Origin of the sequence: Cupriavidus taiwanensis (assembly GCF_900250075.1) — a bacterium.
Lineage (GTDB): Bacteria > Pseudomonadota > Gammaproteobacteria > Burkholderiales > Burkholderiaceae > Cupriavidus > Cupriavidus taiwanensis_C.
In genome coordinates, this window is sequence record NZ_LT977070.1 from 2300927 (window position 1) to 2319605 (window position 18679).

General features: G+C 67.9%; 15 protein-coding genes. 4 read left to right on the top strand and 11 right to left on the bottom strand.

All coding sequences use genetic code 11. The annotated features are described in order from the left end of the window. Window positions 1-8 precede the first annotated feature (8 nt). From ntrC to CBM2588_RS10665, 4 genes are all read right to left on the bottom strand, one after another. The gene (gene ntrC / locus CBM2588_RS10650) at window positions 9-1568 is read right to left on the bottom strand and encodes a nitrogen regulation protein NR(I) (RefSeq protein ID WP_115680504.1); all 1560 of its coding nucleotides are present in this window, start codon (window positions 1566-1568) and stop codon (window positions 9-11) included. A gap of 85 nt (window positions 1569-1653) precedes the next feature. Further along, on the bottom strand, window positions 1654-2832 hold the full coding sequence (glnL, locus tag CBM2588_RS10655; protein WP_115680505.1) for a nitrogen regulation protein NR(II): 1179 nt from the start codon (window positions 2830-2832) through the stop codon (window positions 1654-1656). 4 nt (window positions 2833-2836) lie between these two features. After that, entirely contained in the window at window positions 2837-3409 is a 573-nt protein-coding gene (locus CBM2588_RS10660; protein ID WP_115680506.1) for a DUF4124 domain-containing protein, read from the bottom strand. 151 nt (window positions 3410-3560) lie between these two features. Then, window positions 3561-4976 (bottom strand): 3-hydroxylaminophenol mutase, encoded by a 1416-nt coding sequence (locus CBM2588_RS10665; RefSeq protein ID WP_115680507.1) that lies wholly within the window; start codon window positions 4974-4976, stop codon window positions 3561-3563. A gap of 482 nt (window positions 4977-5458) precedes the next feature. Here CBM2588_RS10665 and CBM2588_RS10670 point away from each other — a divergent pair, with 482 nt between their 5' ends. After that, window positions 5459-5923 carry a rhodanese-like domain-containing protein gene (locus CBM2588_RS10670; RefSeq protein WP_115680508.1) on the top strand — a complete coding sequence of 155 codons (465 nt, stop codon included), beginning with the start codon at window positions 5459-5461 and terminating at the stop codon, window positions 5921-5923. 66 nt (window positions 5924-5989) lie between these two features. Here CBM2588_RS10670 and CBM2588_RS10675 read toward each other — a convergent pair whose 3' ends face one another. The 6 genes from CBM2588_RS10675 to hrpA form a co-directional block, all read right to left on the bottom strand. After that, window positions 5990-6814, bottom strand: coding sequence for a competence/damage-inducible protein A (locus CBM2588_RS10675; RefSeq protein ID WP_115680509.1), 825 nt, complete (start codon window positions 6812-6814; stop codon window positions 5990-5992). A gap of 12 nt (window positions 6815-6826) precedes the next feature. Beyond that, window positions 6827-7714 carry an EI24 domain-containing protein gene (locus CBM2588_RS10680; protein WP_115680510.1) on the bottom strand — a complete coding sequence of 296 codons (888 nt, stop codon included), beginning with the start codon at window positions 7712-7714 and terminating at the stop codon, window positions 6827-6829. A 173-nt stretch (window positions 7715-7887) separates the two neighbouring features. After that, window positions 7888-8862, bottom strand: a complete 975-nt coding sequence (locus CBM2588_RS10685) for a sterol desaturase family protein (protein WP_115680511.1) — start codon at window positions 8860-8862, stop codon at window positions 7888-7890. Continuing rightward, entirely contained in the window at window positions 8862-9710 is an 849-nt protein-coding gene (locus CBM2588_RS10690; RefSeq protein WP_115680512.1) for a polysaccharide deacetylase family protein, read from the bottom strand. Before CBM2588_RS10690 ends, CBM2588_RS10685 begins: the two co-directional genes overlap by 1 nt. Window positions 9711-9734: 24 nt before the next feature. After that, the gene (locus tag CBM2588_RS10695; RefSeq protein WP_115680513.1) at window positions 9735-10721 is read right to left on the bottom strand and encodes a beta-propeller fold lactonase family protein; all 987 of its coding nucleotides are present in this window, start codon (window positions 10719-10721) and stop codon (window positions 9735-9737) included. A gap of 142 nt (window positions 10722-10863) precedes the next feature. Continuing rightward, window positions 10864-14913 carry an ATP-dependent RNA helicase HrpA gene (gene hrpA, locus CBM2588_RS10700; RefSeq protein WP_115680514.1) on the bottom strand — a complete coding sequence of 1350 codons (4050 nt, stop codon included), beginning with the start codon at window positions 14911-14913 and terminating at the stop codon, window positions 10864-10866. A gap of 23 nt (window positions 14914-14936) precedes the next feature. Between hrpA and argA the strand changes: the two genes are divergently transcribed. After that, entirely contained in the window at window positions 14937-16400 is a 1464-nt protein-coding gene (gene argA / locus CBM2588_RS10705) for an amino-acid N-acetyltransferase (protein ID WP_115680515.1), read from the top strand. 98 nt (window positions 16401-16498) lie between these two features. Then, the gene (locus tag CBM2588_RS10710; RefSeq protein ID WP_018007757.1) at window positions 16499-16771 is read left to right on the top strand and encodes an oxidative damage protection protein; all 273 of its coding nucleotides are present in this window, start codon (window positions 16499-16501) and stop codon (window positions 16769-16771) included. Between the two features lie 85 nt (window positions 16772-16856). Here CBM2588_RS10710 and rpiA read toward each other — a convergent pair whose 3' ends face one another. After that, window positions 16857-17543, bottom strand: coding sequence for a ribose-5-phosphate isomerase RpiA (rpiA, locus tag CBM2588_RS10715; protein WP_115680516.1), 687 nt, complete (start codon window positions 17541-17543; stop codon window positions 16857-16859). Between the two features lie 171 nt (window positions 17544-17714). On the opposite strand from rpiA, the gene tal reads away from it, so the two are divergent. Then, the gene (tal, locus tag CBM2588_RS10720) at window positions 17715-18674 is read left to right on the top strand and encodes a transaldolase (RefSeq protein WP_115680517.1); all 960 of its coding nucleotides are present in this window, start codon (window positions 17715-17717) and stop codon (window positions 18672-18674) included. Window positions 18675-18679: the final 5 nt, after the last annotated feature.

Here is an 18679-nt window from a genome sequence, read left to right on the forward strand (position 1 = left end):
GTGGTGGCTCAGTCGAAGCCCAGCTCCTGCAGCTTGCGCGTGATGGTGTTGCGCCCGATCCCGAGCCGGGTCGCGGCTTCGACGCGGCGGCCGCGGGTAACGCCCAGCGCGGCTTCCAGCACCGCCTTTTCGAACCGGCGCGTCAGCAGGTCCATCACTTCGGGCTGGCCGGCTTCCAGCATGGCGCGTGCCTCGGCGGCGAGCAGGCTTTCCCATCCGGCGGCCGCCGGCGCCTGCACCGTAGCCTGGGCCACCGCTGCGGCCGGCGCGGGGCGGACCACCGTGGCCGTGTCGACCTCGGCCACCGGCACCGCAAACCCGCCATAGTCGGCCAGTTCCTGGGCGTCTTCATACTCGGCCACGCGCGGGTCGGGCGCGCGCTCCGGCCGCGGCGCATTGACCGGCTCGCTGGTGCCCGCTTCGAGCATCTCGCGCGGCAGGTCCTTGACCTCGATGGTCTGCGCCGGCGCCATCACGGTCAGCCAGTTGCACAGGTTTTCCAGCTGGCGCACGTTGCCAGGGAACGGCAGCGTGCTGACATAGGCCAGCGCCTCGTCCGACATGCGCTTGGGCTCGACGCCAAGCTCCTTGGCGCTCTTCTGCAGGAAATGGCGCGCCAGCAGCGTGATGTCCTCGGGCCGCTCGCGCAGCGGCGGCAGGCGCAGCCGGATCACGTTCAGGCGGTGGAACAAGTCCTCGCGGAACAGCCCTTCCTTGACGCGCAGCTCCAGGTTCTGGTGCGTCGCGGCGATGACCCGCACATTGGCACGCAACGGGTTGTGGCCGCCGACGCGATAGAAGTTGCCGTCGGACAGCACGCGCAGCAGGCGGGTCTGCAGGTCGAACGGCATGTCGCCGATTTCATCGAGGAACAGCGTGCCGCCCTCGGCCTGCTCGAAGCGGCCGCGGCGCATGGTCTGCGCCCCGGTGAAGGCGCCGCGCTCGTGGCCGAACAGTTCGGATTCGAGCAGGTCCTTCGGAATGGCCGCGGTATTGAGCGCGATGAACGGCCCATTGGCGCGCGGACTATGCTTGTGCAGCGCGCGCGCCACCAGTTCCTTGCCGGTACCGGACTCGCCGGTGATCATCACCGTCACGTTGGATTGCGACAGCCGGCCGATGGCGCGGAACACGTCCTGCATCGCCGGTGCCTGGCCAAGGATCTCGGGCGCGTCGAGCAGGCGGTCGTCCATCTCCTCTTCGCGCAGGCTTTCTTCCAGCGCGCGGCGGATCAGTTCGACCGCCTTGTCGACATCGAAGGGCTTGGCCAGGTATTCGAAGGCGCCGCCCTGGAACGCTGCCACCGCGCTGTCCAGGTCCGAATATGCCGTCATCACGATGACCGGCAGGCCCGGGTGCCGCGCCTTGATCGCCTGCAGCAGGTCGAGGCCGGAACCGCCGGGCATGCGGATGTCCGAGATCAGCACCTGCGGCTGGTCTTCCTCCAGCGCGGCCAGCGCGTCCCGCACATTGGTGAAGCTGCGCGAGAGCAGGCTTTCACGGGCGAGGGCCTTTTCCAGGACCCAGCGGATTGATTGATCGTCGTCGACTATCCAGATCGGCTTCATGTGCGTCGCTTGTCTGCTCGGTGTCAGTTGGTCTTCCGCATGCCCTGGCCACGTCGATGCACGCGCTTGCGGACGCCGGCAAAGGCTAGTGCAGCGGCAGCAGGATACGGAAGTCGGTACAGCCCGGCCTGCTCTCGCATTCGATCAAGCCCTCGTGCTGCTGCACGAAGGTTTGAGCGAGTGTGAGACCCAGTCCGCTGCCGCCATCCCTGCCCGATACCAGCGGATAGAAGATGCGCTCGCGGATGTCTTCGGGGATGCCCGGGCCGTTGTCGATCACATGCAAGTCCAATGCCAGCTTGAACAGGCGCTTGGCGATCGTGACCTGGCGCGCGATGCGCGTGCGCAGCACGATCTGCGCGTCGCCGCGCGCGATGCGGTCGGCCAGCGCCTGCGCGGCGTTGTGGACGATGTTGAGCACGGCCTGGATCAGCTGCTCCATGTCGCCCTGCAGTTCGGGCAGGCTGGCGTCGTAGTCGCGCACGATCTCCAGCCCGTTGGGAAACTCGGCCAGCACCACCGAGCGCACGCGCTCGAGCACCTCGTGGATATTCAGGCTCGATACGATGTGCGGATGCCGGTGCGGCTCCAGCAGCCGGTCCACCAGCGTCTGCAGCCGGTCCGACTCCTTGATGATGACCTGCGTGTACTCGCGCAGCGAGCGCTCCGGCAGCTCGAACTCCAGCAGCTGCGCCGCGCCGCGGATGCCGCCCAGCGGGTTCTTGATCTCGTGGGCGAGGTTGCGGATCAGCTCCTTGTTGGCCGAGGTCAGGTCGAGGATGCGTTCCTCGCGGTCGCTGCGCACCTTCTGCTCGTTGGGCAGGATCTCTACCACCACGGTGTCGCCGACCGCCTCCAGCGCGGCGATCACCACGTGCACATGGAGCGGGTCCTGCAGCGGCGGATGCAGGATCAGGTCCTGCCGGCGCACGTCGAACTGCCGCGTGACCACCGTGTCGAGCATGTTGTGCAGTTCATCGGACTTGCCGAACAGGTCGGGCAGCGTCAGTTCGACCATGCCCTTGCGCGACACGCCGAAGGTGGCCTCGGCGGCCGGATTCGCGTAGACCACGCGCAGCCCCGGCTGGCGCACCAGCAGCACCGGGTTGGCGACCACGTCGAGGCCGGCATGGAACGCCGCCGCGCCGATGCTGAGCACGCGCGCGCCGGTTTCGGGCGGTGCCGGGTCCGCCGCGGGCGACTCGGCCCGCGCGCCATCGGCACTGCCGGCCTTGCGTGACACTCCGCGAATCAGGCGACGCATAAGACTAGTCCTTCAGGTTGCCGAGCTCGCGCCGCAGCGACGCCGCGTTGGCCTCGCTGCGGGCAATGTCGTCGCGCAGCGCGGCGGTGCGGTCGAGGTATTTCTGGTAGTTGCGCTCGTTGCCCTGGCGCTCCGGCTGGCCGTTGTTGTATTCGGCGCGCAGCCCCTGCAGCTTGGCCTCCTCGGCCTGCAGCTCCTGCGTCAGCACGGTGCGGCGCTCGCTGTCGCGGCTGCGCTGGGTGGCGCTGTCCACGCGCGGGAAACCGGTGCTGGCGGCGGTCGTGGCGCTGCTGCCGGCACTCTTGGCCGGTGCGGCAATGCGCCCGCCCGGCACGGTCACGACCTCGGGCAGGTTCAGCTTCTTGCAACCCTTGCCGGCATTGCCGTTGCGGTACTCCGGCACGCCATTGGGCCCGGTGCAGACATAGACATCCGAGGACTGCGCCAGCGACGGCGCGGCCCACACGCCCAGCGCCAGCGCCGCGGCGCTCACCAGAACGGGGAATCGGCGTCGGCTTTGGTGCACGGAACGAGGCATGGCATGAGTCCGGCGGGCCGTGCGGGAAAAGGCATCCATGGGCATGGCGTCAGGTTAGAACGGGAATGGATCGGGACAGAATCGGATTCCCCATTCTAGCGAGCAAAGCAAAAAGGGACAGCCGAAGCCGCCCCCTTGTGGTGCAACTGTTGCCCGGTCACAACCTGCGTCATGGCCGGGCACGGGCTGCTTACAGCGAGTAGTACATCTCGAACTCGACCGGGTGCGTGGTCATGCGGAAACGCGTGACTTCTTCCATCTTCAGTTCGATGTAGGCGTCGATCATCGAGTTCGAGAACACGCCGCCACGGGTCAGGAACTCGCGGTCGTTGTCCAGGTACTCGAGCGCCTGGTCCAGGCTCGAGCACACGGTCGGGATCTTTGCGTCCTCTTCCGGCGGCAGGTCATACAGGTTCTTGTCGGCGGCTTCGCCCGGGTGGATCTTGTTCATCACGCCATCCAGGCCGGCCATCAGCAGCGCCGAGAAGCCCAGGTACGGGTTCATCAGCGGATCCGGGAAGCGGGTCTCGATGCGGCGGCCCTTCGGGTTGGCCACATACGGGATGCGGATCGAAGCCGAACGGTTGCGGGCCGAGTAGGCCAGCTTGACCGGAGCCTCGAAGCCCGGCACCAGGCGCTTGTACGAGTTCGTGCCCGGGTTGGTGATGGCGTTCAGGGCGCGGGCGTGCTTGATGATGCCGCCGATGTAGTACAGCGCGAATTCCGACAGGCCGGCGTAGCCGTTGCCGGCGAACAGGTTCTGGCCGTCCTTCCACACCGACTGGTGCACGTGCATGCCCGAGCCGTTGTCGCCGACGATGGGCTTCGGCATGAAGGTGGCGGTCTTGCCGTAGGTGTGGGCCACGTTCTGGATCACGTACTTCTGCAGCTGGGTCCAGTCGGCGCGCTGCACCAGGGTGCTGAACTTGGTGCCGATTTCGTTCTGGCCCTGGCCCGCCACTTCGTGGTGGTGGACTTCAACCGGGATGCCCAGCGATTCCAGGATCAGGCACATTTCCGAACGCATGTCCTGGAAGGTGTCGATCGGAGCGACCGGGAAGTAGCCGCCCTTCTTGCCCGGACGGTGGCCGCTGTTGCCGTGCTCGAACTCCTTGGCCGACGACCACGGGGCTTCTTCGGAATGGATCTTGACGAAGCAGCCTTGCATGTCGACGTTCCAGGTCACGCCGTCGAAGATGAAGAACTCGGGCTCCGGGCCGAAGAAGGCGGTGTCGCCCAGGCCGGTGCTCTTCAGGTAGGCTTCGGCGCGCTTGGCGATGGAACGCGGATCGCGGTCGTAGCCCTTGCCGTCCGACGGCTCGATCACGTCGCACGACAGCACCAGCGTCGGCTCTTCGTAGAACGGGTCGATGTGGGCCGTGTTCGAATCGGGCATCAGCAGCATGTCCGAAGCTTCGATACCCTTCCAGCCGGCGATCGACGAGCCGTCGAAAGCGTGGCCGCTCTCGAACTTGTCTTCATCGAAGTGCGACACGGGCACGGACACGTGTTGCTCCTTGCCTTTGGTATCGGTGAAGCGGAAATCGACGAACTTGACGTCGTTTTCCTTCACCAGCTTCATCACGTCTGCAACGCTGTGGGCCATGCCAATCTCCTGGGTATTCGGCAAATGTCTGTGAAAGCCAATTCTTGGGACTGTCGCCAGCGGCGCCGCTGCATGTTGCCGCGCCTGACTGGCCTCGCCGCGAAAGGACGACGGATGTTAGCAGAAAGCGTGCCAACCAAACGTCTCTCGCGGCGCCGGGCCCGAAAATTGTGCAACTCCGGCGAATCGCGCACCATGCTGGCCGGCGGCGAAAACGTCCTCCAGCCGGGCGGGCGCTGATGTGGCGCTCCCGCGACACGCGCAACCACGGTTGCCAGCGTCATGGAACACCATCATGGTGCAAACATCAAGCGGCAGCACCGTAATAGTGCTTACGCACCAAAATCGGTCGACTCTCGCCCTGTGACGGCGCTTTCCGGGCTCTCCCGGCCAGCACCGCCACCGCCCCGCCACCGCGGCGCTATAGAATAACGGGTTGCGGCCCTTGCGCCACGATTCCACCTATTCAATTTGTCACGCCGATGACCACCCGAGACGATCTCCTCCAGGCCGCCCGCCAGCGCCAGGAACAAAACCAGTTGCCGTACTTCGGCGCGCTGTCGCCGCAGGAAGCCTATGCCCTGCTGCAGAACGACCCTTCCGCCGTGCTGGTGGACGTGCGCACGCAGGCCGAGCTGGACTGGGTCGGCGGCGTCGACGTGCCCGACGCGCAGTTCGCCCATGTCGAATGGATGTCCTACCCGGGCGGCGCGCAGAACGCGCGCTTTGTCGAGGAACTGCGCGCGCGCGTGCCGTCCGACGTGCCGGTGCTGTTCCTGTGCCGCAGCGCGGCGCGCTCCAAGCACGCGGCGCGGGTGGCCACCGAAGCCGGCTACCACTTCGCCATGGATGTGCTGGAAGGTTTCGAAGGCAACCGCGACGACCACCACCACCGCAAGACCGTCGAGGGCTGGTGCGTGCGCGGCCTGCCGTGGCATGGCGCCTGATTCCGTCCGGACCTGAACGCAAAGGGGCAGCCACGGCTGCCCCTTTTTCTTGTCCGGCCGGAACGTCTAGGCCTGCGTTGCCTGACGCGGCGGCTGCTCCACGGTCTCGTACCCCATCGCCTGCACGCCTTCGAGCAGCATCGCATAGGCGGGGGCCAGCAGCTCGGCCGGGCCCTTGACTCCCAGGTCGATATGGCGGCGCGCGAAGCGGTCGCCGCGCTGCACGTCGCCGACCGACGGCAGGCTGAACACGCGGATGCCCGGATGCGCCGACTCGACCTTCTCCATCAGCGGGGTCAGCGTCGACTCCGGCGCCTCGAACACGTAGAAGGCCCGCTCCTGCTGCGAGACCTGGTGGAACAGGTGCGCATAGTCGTGGTCCAGCACCCACTCCATCATCGGCCACGCCATCACCGGGAAGCCCGGCATGAAATGATGGTGGCCGACCGAGAAGCCGGGGATGCGGTTATAGCTGTTGGGAATGATGCGCGCGCCCTCGGGGAACTCGCCCATCTTGAAGCGGTGCTGGTTCTCCGGCAGCGTCAGGTCGCCCTTGACCGGGTCGCCCCCGGCGGTTTCGGCAATGCGCAGCGCGATCAGTTCGCGCGCCTCGGGATGCAGCACCAGCGACACGCCCAGCGCCGCCGCCGCGCACTGGCGCGTGTGGTCGTCGGGCGTGGCGCCGATGCCGCCGGTGCAGAACACCACGTCGGGGCCGGCCAGCGTGCGCCGCAGCGTGGCGGTGATGCGGGCGCGGTCGTCGCCGACATACTCGGCCCAGTCCAGCGCCAGGCCGCGCGCGCCCAGCAGTTCGATGGTGCGGCGCAGGTGCTTGTCTTCGCGCCGCCCGGACAGAATCTCGTCGCCAATCACGATCAGGCCGAAACCCATATTGCCCTCGCTTCAGGAGTTTTCGATGCGGCGCACGTCGTGCGGCGCCAGGTCAATGACGTCCCCGCCCGACGGCGGGGCGGCAGGCGGCCGGGCCGGCACGGCCGCGCGTTCGGCCCGCAGCTGCGCCAGCGCGCGCAGGCAGAAATGGCCGAACCACAACGCCGAGAAAATAAAGATCAGCACATAGAGCCAGAGCGTGCCGGCCAGCACGAACGGGAACAGGAAGATCACCGCCGCCGAAGACACCCACAGTATCGTCGGCGCCGAGCCCAGCAGCCCCACCGCCACGCCGATCACCAGCAGCGGTGTGCGATGGCGCCGCACCAGCGTCTTGCGCTCTTCGGCGCTGGCGTGGTCGGCGAGCGCGTCATACGTCATCACGCGGTAGGTCAGCCAGCCCCACAGCACCGGCGGAATCAGCGCAAAGAACGGCGGGATCAGCCACAGCGGCAGCGTCACCAGCACCAGCGACAGGAACACCAGGGTGCTGCCGAGCGAGTGGAACACGCTGCCCAGCACGCTGCCGCCGTGGGCCTTGGCCAGCTCCGGGTAGCTGCGCTCGAGGTGGCGCACCACCGCCGGCACCGAGAACACGCCGATGAACATCAGCATCGAGGCGATCACCAGTGGGATCGCCAGCGCCGCGACGAACAGCGGCGCCACGATGGAGCGCATCGATTGCAGCCCGAACCAGTCGAGCGCGCTGTAGATCCAGCTGGTCAGGATCGAGGTTTCCAGGAAGCTGCGCGTGGCGCCCATGATGGGGTCCCAGCCCCACCAGAGCAGGCCGCCCCACAGTAGCGTGGCCAGGACGAAAGGCAGCACGGTCAGCATCAGCATGCGCGGATGCAGCTGGCTGACCAGCGCGCGGCCAAACGAGCGGAAGATATCGTTCATGCAGTCGAAGGCAAGACAGGAAAGTCGCGGGGGGCCGGCCAGGTCAGCAGGGCGACGGGCCGGCGGCAACCCGGAACACTAGCATACGCCGCTTGCCGCCATGGTGCGGCGGCGGCCGAAGCCGCTGGAGGATGGCCTCGAATGCACCGTCGGCCCAGCGGTCAACGCACCCGTCAGCGCAGCCGCAGCAGCCGCTTGATGCCGTACCACTGGTGGGCCAGGAAGCCCGTGCCGTAGTCGTGGCCCTTGCCGACCGGCGGCGGCAGCTGGTCGCGGATGCCGGTGGGATGGTAGGTCTCGGTGAAGACCGCGGTGCCGAACAGCATGTCCCACCAGGGAAAGATCACGCCGTAGTTGCAGCCGCCCAGCTTTGCCGGCGCACCGTCGGCTTCATGGCCGATGCCGACCGCGTGGTGGGTGCGGTGAAAGCGCGGCGAGATCAGCAGCCGCTCGCCGAGGGAGCCGAAGTGCAGCCGCAGGTTGGCATGCTGCAGGCTCTGCAGCAGCTGCGACAGCGCCACCAGCAGCACGTACTGCGACGGCTCCACGCCCACCCCCAGCGCCACCAGCGCAAACACCAGGTCGCGCAGCATGTCGTCGAGCAGGTGGTTGCGGTTGTCGCTCCACAGCGTCATCTGGCGCTGGCTGTGGTGCACCGCATGCAGGTGCCACCACCAGCGGAACGAGTGCGACAGCCGGTGGTACCAGTAATCGAGCAGGTCGAACAGCAGCAGGTAGACAAAGAAGCTGACCAGCGGCACCGAGGTCACGCCCGGCCACCAGTCTTCCACATTGATGCGGTGCCAGCCCATCAGCCGCAGGTGGCCTTCGAGCGCGTCTGTGAGCGGCGCCAGCAGGAAGAACATCGCCAGCCGGAACAGGCCGAGGCGGTGGATCACGGTGTAGAAGATGTCGGTGCGGATCGCGGCCCGGTCGGCCACGGCCTCGACCGGGCGCCATTTCTCCAGCGGCCCGAGGATCAGCGCCATCACCGCGATCTGCACCAGCCCCACCAGCAGCCATTCGGTGCCGGTGAAGGCTTCCTCGGCATAGCGGCCGAAGCCGAGGTCATAGACCACGGGCAGCACCACGTCCTGGAACAGCGTGCCTTCGATCTGGCCGATCCAGCCGTTCAGCGTCTCCCACATCAGCGTGCGCCCTCCTGGGTTCCAATGGGCCGCGCGATCCAGTCGCGATAGGCCGGGTGTTCGCGCAGCGTCGCGAAGCAGAAGCCCTTGCGCTCCAGGCCGGTCAGCAGCGGCTCGAGCACCGCTGGCGCCCACGGATCCTGCCGCGACCAGATGCCCAGGTGCGCCATGGCGATATCGCCGTCGCGCAGGCTGGACAGCGCGCGCTGCAGCAGCACGGCGTTGGGATAGCGCTCCGAAGACAGCTCATCGCCCAGGAAGCCGGCCGGCGCCCAGCCGACATGGCGGAAGCCGCATTGTTCGGCCCATTGCAGCGTCTGCGGCGCGGTGCGGCCGCCCGGGGCGCGCCACAGCGGCACCATGTCCGCTCCGGTCATGGCGCGGAGCGCCTCGGCGCTGCGCCGCAATTCCTTGCAGAAGCCGGCCTGGTCCATGGCCACGTCCTGGCCCGCCCGCGCGCCGAACTGCGGCCGCATGGTCACCTGGCCGGCGCGCACGCTGCGCAGATAGACATGATCGAAGGTATGCGTGCCGAAGGCGTGGCCGTCGGCCACCAGCGACTTCCAGTAAGGGGCCCACGACGGGTCGAGCGAACCGTCCTTGCGCACCGTCGGCTCGTTGGCCAGGAAGAAGGTGGCGCGGATCTGGTGGCGCCGCAGCGTGTCGGCGATCAGCTGCGCCTGGCTCATGCTGCCGGTGTCGAAGGTCAGGTAGAGCGTGCCGGCCGGGCATGCCCTGGTGGCCGGCGCGGCAGCGGCTTGCTGCGCCAGCGGCATGCCGCACGCCAGCGCCACAGCGGCCAGCCACTTGTTGATCGTCGCGGAGCGCAATGCCCTGATCCGTGCCATGGTCCCTGCCCTGCCCGCTTTGCGTCAGTACAGCGGCGCGCGCGTGCGGAAATAGATCCCGTGCGGCGAGCGCCCGACCCGCACGGTCTTGACCAGCTTGCGGCTGGCCACGTCGACCAGCCCGACCGAGCGCGCCCAGCGGAAGGTCACCCACAGGGTCTTGCCGTCGGCGGTGAGCTCCATGTCGTCCGGCCCCGGCGGCAGGCCGGTGATGTCGCCGACCTTGCTCAGCGTCTGCTGGTCGATGATGCTGATGCTGCCGGTGACGCGGTTGCTGAGGAACAGGTGGCGCCGGTCGCCGACGGCGCGGAAGTTGTGCGCGCCCTTGCCGGTCTGGATCTGCTTGACCACGGTGCGGGTGCGCCAGTCGATCACGGCGACGTAGTCGGCCCCGGTCATCCCCACCAGCAGGTATTTCTGGTCCGGGGTGACCCAGATTCCCGCCGGCGCCGAACCGGTTTCCATGCGCCACATCACGTTTTGGGTGACCAGGTCGATGGCGGCCACTTCGTTGGAGTCCTGCAGCGTGATGAAGGCGATGCGGCTGTCGGCGGTAAAGGCGATATGGCTCGGCGTCTTGGCCAGCGGATACTGCTTGGCCAGCTTCAGCGCCTTGCCATCCCAGCGGTACACGTCGACGCGGTCGAGCCGGTTGCCGGTGGCGACAAACCACTTCTGGTCCGGCGAGAAGCCGATCTGGTACGGGTCGTCGACATTGGGCACGCGCTGCTGGACCTTGCCGCTGACCGGATCCAGGAAGACCAGGTCGTTGCCGACCGCATTGGCGACGATCAGCGATTTGTCGTCGGGCGTGGCGATCAGGTGGTGAGGCTCCTTGCCGATCGGGAAGGTCTCGAGCACCTTCTGCGTGTCCTTGTCGATCAGCGTGACGGTGGCATCACCCGAATTGAGGATCACCACCACTTCCGCCCGAGCCGGCACCGCCATCAGGCCCAGCGCGAACGCGCCCACCGTGATCCCACCAGCCACCCACCGCCGCAATGCGAACATAAGACCCGCTACCAGAAGAACTGAATCGGCGATTCTAACGTTTGGCCGGCTAATTCCGCTGACGTCGCGGCTGGCGGCAGACAAGTATTTGGCAGATTGTTGCGCCGGCACGACCATTTGCCGCCATGCCGGCGCGCGGACCTCAGCGCTGCATCGATTCCCACACCTTCTGCAGCCGCTTGACCGACATCGGCACCGGCGTGCGCAGTTCCTGGGCGAACAGCGCGATGCGCAGCTCTTCCAGCATCCAGCGGAATTCCTCCAGCCGCGCATCCTCGCCGCCGCGGCCCTGGGTGCGCAGCTGCTTCTCGGCCCGCTGCCACTGCTGCACCAGCGGCGCCATCTCCTGCAGGCGCTGGCTGTCGCGGGCCGGATCGCCCTTGAGCTTGTCGACGCGCATGGCGATGCCCTTCAGGTAGCGCGGGAAATGGACCAGCTGCGTATACGGGGTTTCGTCGATAAAGCGCTTGCCCATCAGCCGGCCCAGCTGGGCTTCCATGTCCGCATGGGCGCCGGGGAACGGCTTGGCCTGCAGCAGCTTGCGCGGCAGCCCGGCGTATTCGGCAAGGATCGCGCCCGCCAGCCGCGCGATTTCCTGCGCCAGCAGCGACAGCCGGGTACGGCCTTCGTCCTTGCGGGCATTGAACTCGGCGTCGTTGCGCGGCAGCGGCGCCTGCATGCAGGCGCGCTCCAGCGCCAGCATCACGATCTGCTCGCGCAGCATCTCCTGCGTGCCCAGCGTCATGTACTGCATCGCCATCTGCTGCAGCCCCGGGATGTTCTTCTCGATGAACTTGACCTGCTCGCGCAGCTGCAGCGCGAACAGCCGGCGCAGCCCCAGGTGGTGGATGCGGGCCGCTTCCTGCGGATCGTCGAAGACCTCGATGTCGCAGTGCGTGCCGCGGTCGACCAGCGCCGGATAGCCGAACAGGGTCTGGCTGCCCTTGCGGATCTCGAGCAGCTCCGGCAGCTCGCCGAAACTCCAGCCGGTCAGGCCCTCGTACTTGCCGGGTTCCGCCGCGGCCAGCACTGGCGCCTGCTCCGGTGCCTGCCCCGGGGGCTGGGTGGCGGCGGCCTGGGCCGCGGCCTGCGCGGCTACGCGCTGAAACGACTGCTGCGCCTGCCCGCCCAGTTCGGCGCGCAGCTGGGCCAGGTTGCGGCCCATGTCGAGCTGGCGCCCGTGCTCGTCGATCACCTTGAAGTTCATCGCGTGGTGCGCGGGCAGCGTTTCCAGCTTGAAGTCCGCGCGCCGGACCATGGTGCCCGTCTGCTCGCGGATATCGGCGATCAGCACGTCCAGCAGCTCGCCTTCGCCAAACGGCTGGCGCGCGACAAAACCCGCGGCATAGTCCGGCAGCGGCACGCAGTGGCGGCGCAGCTTCTGCGGCAGCGACTTCAGCAGCAGGTGCACCTTCTCCTTGATCATGCCCGGCACCAGCCAGTCGGCGCGCTCTGGGCGCACCTGGTTGAGCGCGTACAGCGGCACGGTCAGGGTCACGCCGTCGCGGTGGCTGCCTGGCTCGAAGTGGTAGGTCAGGCCCATGTCCACGCCGGCCACGGCCATGGTCTTGGGAAACAGGTCGGTGGTGATGCCGGCGGCCTCGTGCCGCATCAGTTCGTCGCGATTCAGGTACAGCAGCTTGCGGTCCTTGGCGCTTTCGGCCTGATACCACTGCTCGAACGCGGCTTGCTGGCAGATGTCGGCCGGGATCGCGCGGTCGTAGAAGGCGTAGATCAGCTCATCGTCGACCAGCACGTCCTGGCGCCGCGACTTGTGCTCCAGGTTCTCGATCTCGCGCACCAGGCGCTGGTTGTGCGCGTAGAACGGCAGGCGCGTGTCGAACTCGCCCTCGACCAGCGCGCGGCGGATAAACAGCTCGCGCGCCTCGCGCGGGTTCATCGGGCCGTAGTGCACGCGGCGGTGCTGGTACACCACCAGCCCGTACAGCGTGGCGCGCTCCAGCGCCAGCACCTGGCCGGCCTTCTTCTCCCAGTGCGGATCGCTCCAGCTGACCTTGAGCAGGTGGCGGCCCACCTGCTCCAGCCATTCGGGCTCGATGCGCGCCAGCGTGCGCGCGAACAGCCGGCTGGTCTCGACCAGCTCGGCCGCGACCACCCAGCGCCCGACCTTGCGCGCGATCAGCGAGCCCGGCCACAGGTGGAACTTGATGCCGCGCGCGCCGAGGTATTCGCGGCCCTTGCCGTCACCATCCTCGATGCGGCAGCCGACGTTGCCCAGCAGGCCGGTCAGCAGGGCCTTGTGCACCTGCTCGTAGGTCGGCTCGCTGTCGTTCAGGCGCCAGCCCTGCTCGGTCACCGTGGTCAGCAGCTGGGAATGCACGTCGCGCCATTCGCGCAGCCGCAGGTGCGACAGGAAGTGCGCGCGGCACTGGTCCTGCAGCTGGCGGTTGGACTTCTTGTGCGCGACGGCGTCCTCGAACCACTTCCACAGCCTGACCCAGCCGAGGAACTCGGACTTCTCGTCCATGAACTTGCGATGGGCCTGGTCGGCGGCCTCCTGCGCTTCCTGCGGGCGCTCGCGCGGGTCCTGCACCGACAGCGCGCTGGCGATGATCAGCACCTCGCGCAGGCACTGGTGCTCGCGCGCGGCCAGGATCATGCGCGCCACGCGCGGGTCGAGCGGCAGCTTGGCCAGCTGCCGGCCGATGCCGGTCAGCTGGTTGGCATCGTCGACCGCGCCCAGTTCCTGCAGCAGCTGGTAGCCGTCGGCCACCGCGCGGCCCAGCGGCGGCTCGATGAACGGGAACGCCTCGATATCGGTCAGCCGCAGCGCCTTCATGCGCAGGATCACCGCGGCCAGCGACGAGCGCAGGATTTCGGGATCGGTAAAGCGCGGCCGGCCGGTGAAATCCGCTTCCTCGTACAGCCGGATGCAAACCCCATTGGCCACCCGGCCGCAACGACCGGCGCGCTGGTTGGCGGCAGCCTGCGAGATCGCCTCGACCTGCAGCTGCTCGACCTTGTTGCGGTAGGAATAGCGCTTGACGCGCGCCAGCCCGGTATCGACCACGTAGCGGATGCCCGGCACCGTCAGCGAGGTTTCGGCGACGTTGGTCGCCAGCACGATGCGGCGCGCATTCGACGGCTTGAACACGCGCTCCTGCTCCTGCACCGACAGCCGCGCGAACAGCGGCAGGATCTCGGTATGCGGCGGGTGGTGCTTGCGCAGCGCCTCGGCGGCCTCGCGGATCTCGCGCTCGCCGGGCAGGAACACCAGCACGTCGCCGGGGCCGGCGCGGCACAACTCGTCGACGGCATCGACGATGCCGTCGTACAGGTCGCGCTCGCGCGCCTGCGGGCTGCGCGGCGCGCTGGCGGCGGGCGCGTCGTCGGCGATCGGGCGGTAGCGCACCTCCACCGGGTACAGCCGGCCGCTGACCTCAATCACCGGCGCCGGCTTGTCCCCGGTGGCGAAATGCCGGGCAAAACGCTGCGCATCGATGGTGGCCGAAGTGATGATCACCTTCAGGTCAGGCCGCTTCGGCAGGATCTGGCGCAAGTAGCCGATCAGGAAGTCGATGTTGAGGCTGCGCTCGTGCGCCTCGTCGATGATCAGCGTGTCGTAGGCGCGCAGCAGCGGGTCGTTCTGGGTTTCGGCGAGCAGGATGCCGTCGGTCATCAGCTTGACCGACGCGCCCGACGACATGGTGTCGTTGAAGCGCACCTGGTAGCCCACATGCTCGCCCAGCGGCGTGCCCAACTCCTGCGCGATCCGCTTGGCGGTCGAGGTGGCCGCGATGCGGCGCGGCTGGGTGTGGCCGATCAGCCCCCCGCCCTCGCGGCCGGGACCGCGCCCGATCGACAGGCAGATCTTGGGCAGCTGCGTGGTCTTGCCCGAACCGGTCTCGCCGGAAACGATCACCACCTGGTTGGCCAGCAGCGCCGCGGCGATCTCGTCGCGGCGCGCCGATACCGGCAGGGCTTCGGGGAAGGTGATCGGCGGCAGCGGGTTGACCGGACGCGGTGGCCGCGGCGGACGTGTGCCGCGAGGCTGGCGCTGGCCGTCCTCGGTGGCTGGCCGCGCACCGGCCGGCCTTGCCGGGCCGGCCTGCTGCGGCCGGGCCGGGCCGGGCGCCGGGCGGGACTGGGCGGGGGAAGCGGGCTGGCCGGCACCGGTGCGCTGGCGCGGCGACACCGGTGGTTTGGGCTTGACGGGGCGTTGTTCTGACATTGGCCGGGATTATAATCCGCGGCATGAACGCCAGAACCGACGCGCCGCAGACGGCGCCTGCCTCCGCTCCCACCGCCCCAGCCGCGCCGGCGCAGGCGGAGCCTCCTGCCGCGGCCGAGCTCCCCGCCCCCGCCCCGACCTCCCCCGTGCCGGTCACGGCCGATCCCGATCGCAGCGGCCCCGACCACCAGCAGTTCGTCGACTGGCTGCGCATGGTGGCGCCGTATATCCATGCCTTCCGCGGCAAGACCTTCGTGATCGCCTTCGCCGGCGAACTGGTCAAGTCGGGCGTGCTCAATGCGCTGGTCAACGACGTCGCGCTGCTGCATGCCATGGGCATGCAGATCGTGCTGGTGCACGGCTCGCGGCCGCAGGTGGAAGAACAGCTGGCGCTGCGCCATGTCGAGTCGCAGTTCGTCGACGGCGTGCGCGTCACCGACAACGCCGCGCTCGAATGCGCCAAGGAAGCCGCCGGCGAACTGCGCCTGGATATCGAGGCCGCGTTCAGCCAGGGCCTGCCCAACACGCCGATGGCCGGGGCCCAGCTGTCGGTGATCTCCGGCAACTTCGTCACCGCGCGCCCGGTCGGCATCGTCAACGGCACCGACTACCAGCACACTGGGCTGGTGCGCAAGATCGACGCCGAATCCGTGCGCATGTCGCTATCGCACGGCAAGGTGGTGCTGCTGTCGCCGCTGGGCTTCTCGCCCACCGGCCAGGCCTTCAACCTGTCGATGGAAGACGTGGCCAGCGCCACCGCCACCGCGCTCAAGGCCGACAAGCTGATCTTCATCACCGAGGTGCCGGGCGTGCCCGACCCGGTCGGCAAGCTGATGCAGGAAATGTCGCTGCGCACCGCGGTGGAACGGCTGCAGAACAACCACCTGCCGCCCGACGTGGCCAACTACCTGCAGCACCTGGTCAAGGCGCTCAAGGGCGGCGTGCCGCGCGCCCACCTGATCCCCTACTCGCTCGACGGCGCGGTGCTGCTGGAGCTGTTCCTGCACGACGGCGTCGGCACCATGCTGTCCGACACCGACCTGGAAAGCCTGCGCGAGGCCACGCTGGACGACGTCGGCGGCATCGTGCAGCTGATCGCGCCGCTGGAGCAGGACGGAACGCTGGTGCCGCGCGGGCGCCACCTGATCGAGCGCGATATCGCCAACTTCTCGGTGATCGAGCACGACGGCGTGCTGTTCGGCTGTGCCGCGCTGTACGACTATCCGCGCGAGAACATGGGCGAGATGGCGTGCCTGACGGTATCGCAGGAAGCCCAGGGCACCGGCGACGGCGAGCGCCTGCTCAAGCGCATCGAGCGCCGCGCCCGCGCGCTGGGGCTGGATCGGCTGTTCGTGCTCACCACCCGCACCGAGCACTGGTTCCTCAAGCGCGGTTTCGTCCACGCCACGGTCGACGACCTGCCCGAGGACAAGCGCAAGCTCTACAACTGGCAGCGCAAGTCGATGGTGCTGATGAAAAAGCTGTGACCGCGTAGGGGCAATCGCCGCCGCGCCGCGGCCGGCCTCCCTGCTTGGCTACAATAGCGCCAGCGCTGAAGCTCTCACGAACACACCAAGGAGTCCCCATGGCCCGCACGGTCCATTGCATCAAGCTGAACAAGGAAGCCGAAGGTCTCGACTTCCCGCCGCTGCCCGGCGAACTGGGCAAGAAGATCTGGCAGAACGTGTCCAAGGAAGCCTGGGCCGGCTGGCTCAAGCACCAGACCATGCTGATCAACGAAAACCGCCTGAACATGGCCGATGCGCGTGCGCGCCAGTACCTGCTCAAGCAGACCGAGAAGTACTTCTTCGGCGAAGGCGCCGACCAGGCCCAGGGTTACGTGCCGCCGCAGTCCTGAGCCGGATCTTGCGAGCCTAAAAAAATGGGGTGCCCGAGGCACCCCATTTTGCTTGGTGGCTGACGCGCGGGCGCCGGGCCCGCGCTCAGTAGTCCGTACGCTGCACGCCGTCGCCGGTGCCGAGCAGCAGCACGTCGGCGCCGCGCAGCGCGAACAGGCCCACCGTGACCACGCCGGGCACCTGGTTGACGGTCTGCTCCAGGCCGCGCGGATCGTCGATCTTCAGGCCGGCCACGTCGAGGATCACATTGCCGTTGTCGGTCTTGTAGATCCCGCCTTCCTTGGTCATGCGCAGGCGCGGCTGGCCGCCCAGGGCCTGCAGCTTGCGCGCCACCGCCGCACGTGCCATCGGCACCACCTCGACCGGCAGCGGGAAGGTACCCATGGTCTGGACCAGCTTGCTGCCGTCGGCGATGCAGACGAAGCGTTTGGCCACCGAGGCGACGATCTTCTCGCGCGTCAGCGCGCCGCCGCCGCCCTTGATCATGGCGCCGCTGGCATCGATCTCGTCGGCGCCGTCGACATACACCGGGATCTCGTCGACCTCGTTCAGGTCCAGCACCTTGAAGCCATGCTGCTGCAGGCGCCGCGTGGAAGCCTCGGAGCTCGATACCGCACCCGCGAAGCGCTCCTTGAACGCCGCCACGGCGTCGATGAATAGGTTGGCGGTGGAGCCGGTACCCACGCCGAGCACGGCCCCTTCGGGCACTTCCTGCTTCACGTAGTCGGCGGCGGCTTGCGCGACCAGCGCCTTGAGTTCATCCTGAGTCATGACAACAGCCAGATTGCGTTGGGGGAAAAGGCGTAGTGTAGCGGATTGCGGCGCCGCGCCGCGCGGGTGGCGGCAACCGCGCAGGTACAATGGACCGCACCGGTGCCGCATGCGCCCCCTTACAGCCCGCGAACGCTTTTTGCAGACGCTCAAGCAGACGACCAAGCGACCATGAACCAGCTCGAACAACTCAGGCAGTTCACCACGGTGGTGGCCGATACCGGCGACTTCCAGCTGATGAAGCAGTACACCCCGCAGGACGCGACCACCAATCCGTCGCTGATCCTGAAGGCGGTGCAGAAACCCGAATACCGACACCTGCTGGAGCGCGCGGTGCAGGACCACCACGGCAACGGCGGCGTCGACGCGGTGATGGACGAAGTGCTGATTGCCTTCGGCTGCGAGATCCTGGCGCTCGTGCCAGGGCGCGTCTCGACCGAGGTCGATGCGCGCCTGTCGTTCGACACCACCGCCACGGTGAACAAGGCGCGCCACCTGATCCAGCTGTACGAGCAGCGCGGCATCGCGCGCGAGCGCGTGCTGATCAAGATCGCCTCCACCTGGGAGGGCATCCGCGCCGCCGAGATCCTGCAGCGCGACGGCATCCGCTGCAACATGACGCTGCTGTTCTCGCTGGTGCAGGCGGTGGCCTGCGCCGAGGCCGGCGCCCAGCTGATCTCGCCGTTCGTCGGCCGCATCTTCGACTGGTACAAGAAGCAGGCGGGCGAGCAATGGGACGCAGCGGCCAACGGCGGCGACAACGATCCGGGCGTGCGCTCGGTGCGCCAGATCTACGACTACTACAAGAAGTTCGGCTATCCCACCGAGGTGATGGGCGCGAGTTTCCGCAGCACCGCGCAGATCCTGTCGCTGGCCGGCTGCGACCTGCTGACCATCAGCCCCGAACTGCTCGAGCAGCTCGCCGGCGGCGAGGGTCCGGTGGTGCACAAGCTGTCGGTGGAGCAGGCCCAGGCGGCCAACATCGCCCGCATCACCGCGGACGAGCCGTCGTTCCGCTGGCAGCTCAACGAAGACGCCATGGCGACGGAGAAACTGGCCGAGGGCATCCGCCTGTTTGCCGCGGATGCGGTCAAGCTGGAGAAGCTGATCGCCGGGCTGGCGCAGCAATAAGCACC

Coding starts and splice junctions, on each gene's coding strand:
- ntrC (WP_115680504.1), bottom strand. CDS start 1,568: ATGAAGCCGATCTGGATAGTCGACGACGATCAATCAATCCGCTGGGTC.
- glnL (WP_115680505.1), bottom strand. CDS start 2,832: ATGCGTCGCCTGATTCGCGGAGTGTCACGCAAGGCCGGCAGTGCCGAT.
- CBM2588_RS10660 (WP_115680506.1), bottom strand. CDS start 3,409: ATGGATGCCTTTTCCCGCACGGCCCGCCGGACTCATGCCATGCCTCGT.
- CBM2588_RS10665 (WP_115680507.1), bottom strand. CDS start 4,976: ATGGCCCACAGCGTTGCAGACGTGATGAAGCTGGTGAAGGAAAACGAC.
- CBM2588_RS10670 (WP_115680508.1), top strand. CDS start 5,459: ATGACCACCCGAGACGATCTCCTCCAGGCCGCCCGCCAGCGCCAGGAA.
- CBM2588_RS10675 (WP_115680509.1), bottom strand. CDS start 6,814: ATGGGTTTCGGCCTGATCGTGATTGGCGACGAGATTCTGTCCGGGCGG.
- CBM2588_RS10680 (WP_115680510.1), bottom strand. CDS start 7,714: ATGAACGATATCTTCCGCTCGTTTGGCCGCGCGCTGGTCAGCCAGCTG.
- CBM2588_RS10685 (WP_115680511.1), bottom strand. CDS start 8,862: ATGTGGGAGACGCTGAACGGCTGGATCGGCCAGATCGAAGGCACGCTG.
- CBM2588_RS10690 (WP_115680512.1), bottom strand. CDS start 9,710: ATGGCACGGATCAGGGCATTGCGCTCCGCGACGATCAACAAGTGGCTG.
- CBM2588_RS10695 (WP_115680513.1), bottom strand. CDS start 10,721: ATGTTCGCATTGCGGCGGTGGGTGGCTGGTGGGATCACGGTGGGCGCG.
- hrpA (WP_115680514.1), bottom strand. CDS start 14,913: ATGTCAGAACAACGCCCCGTCAAGCCCAAACCACCGGTGTCGCCGCGC.
- argA (WP_115680515.1), top strand. CDS start 14,937: ATGAACGCCAGAACCGACGCGCCGCAGACGGCGCCTGCCTCCGCTCCC.
- CBM2588_RS10710 (WP_018007757.1), top strand. CDS start 16,499: ATGGCCCGCACGGTCCATTGCATCAAGCTGAACAAGGAAGCCGAAGGT.
- rpiA (WP_115680516.1), bottom strand. CDS start 17,543: ATGACTCAGGATGAACTCAAGGCGCTGGTCGCGCAAGCCGCCGCCGAC.
- tal (WP_115680517.1), top strand. CDS start 17,715: ATGAACCAGCTCGAACAACTCAGGCAGTTCACCACGGTGGTGGCCGAT.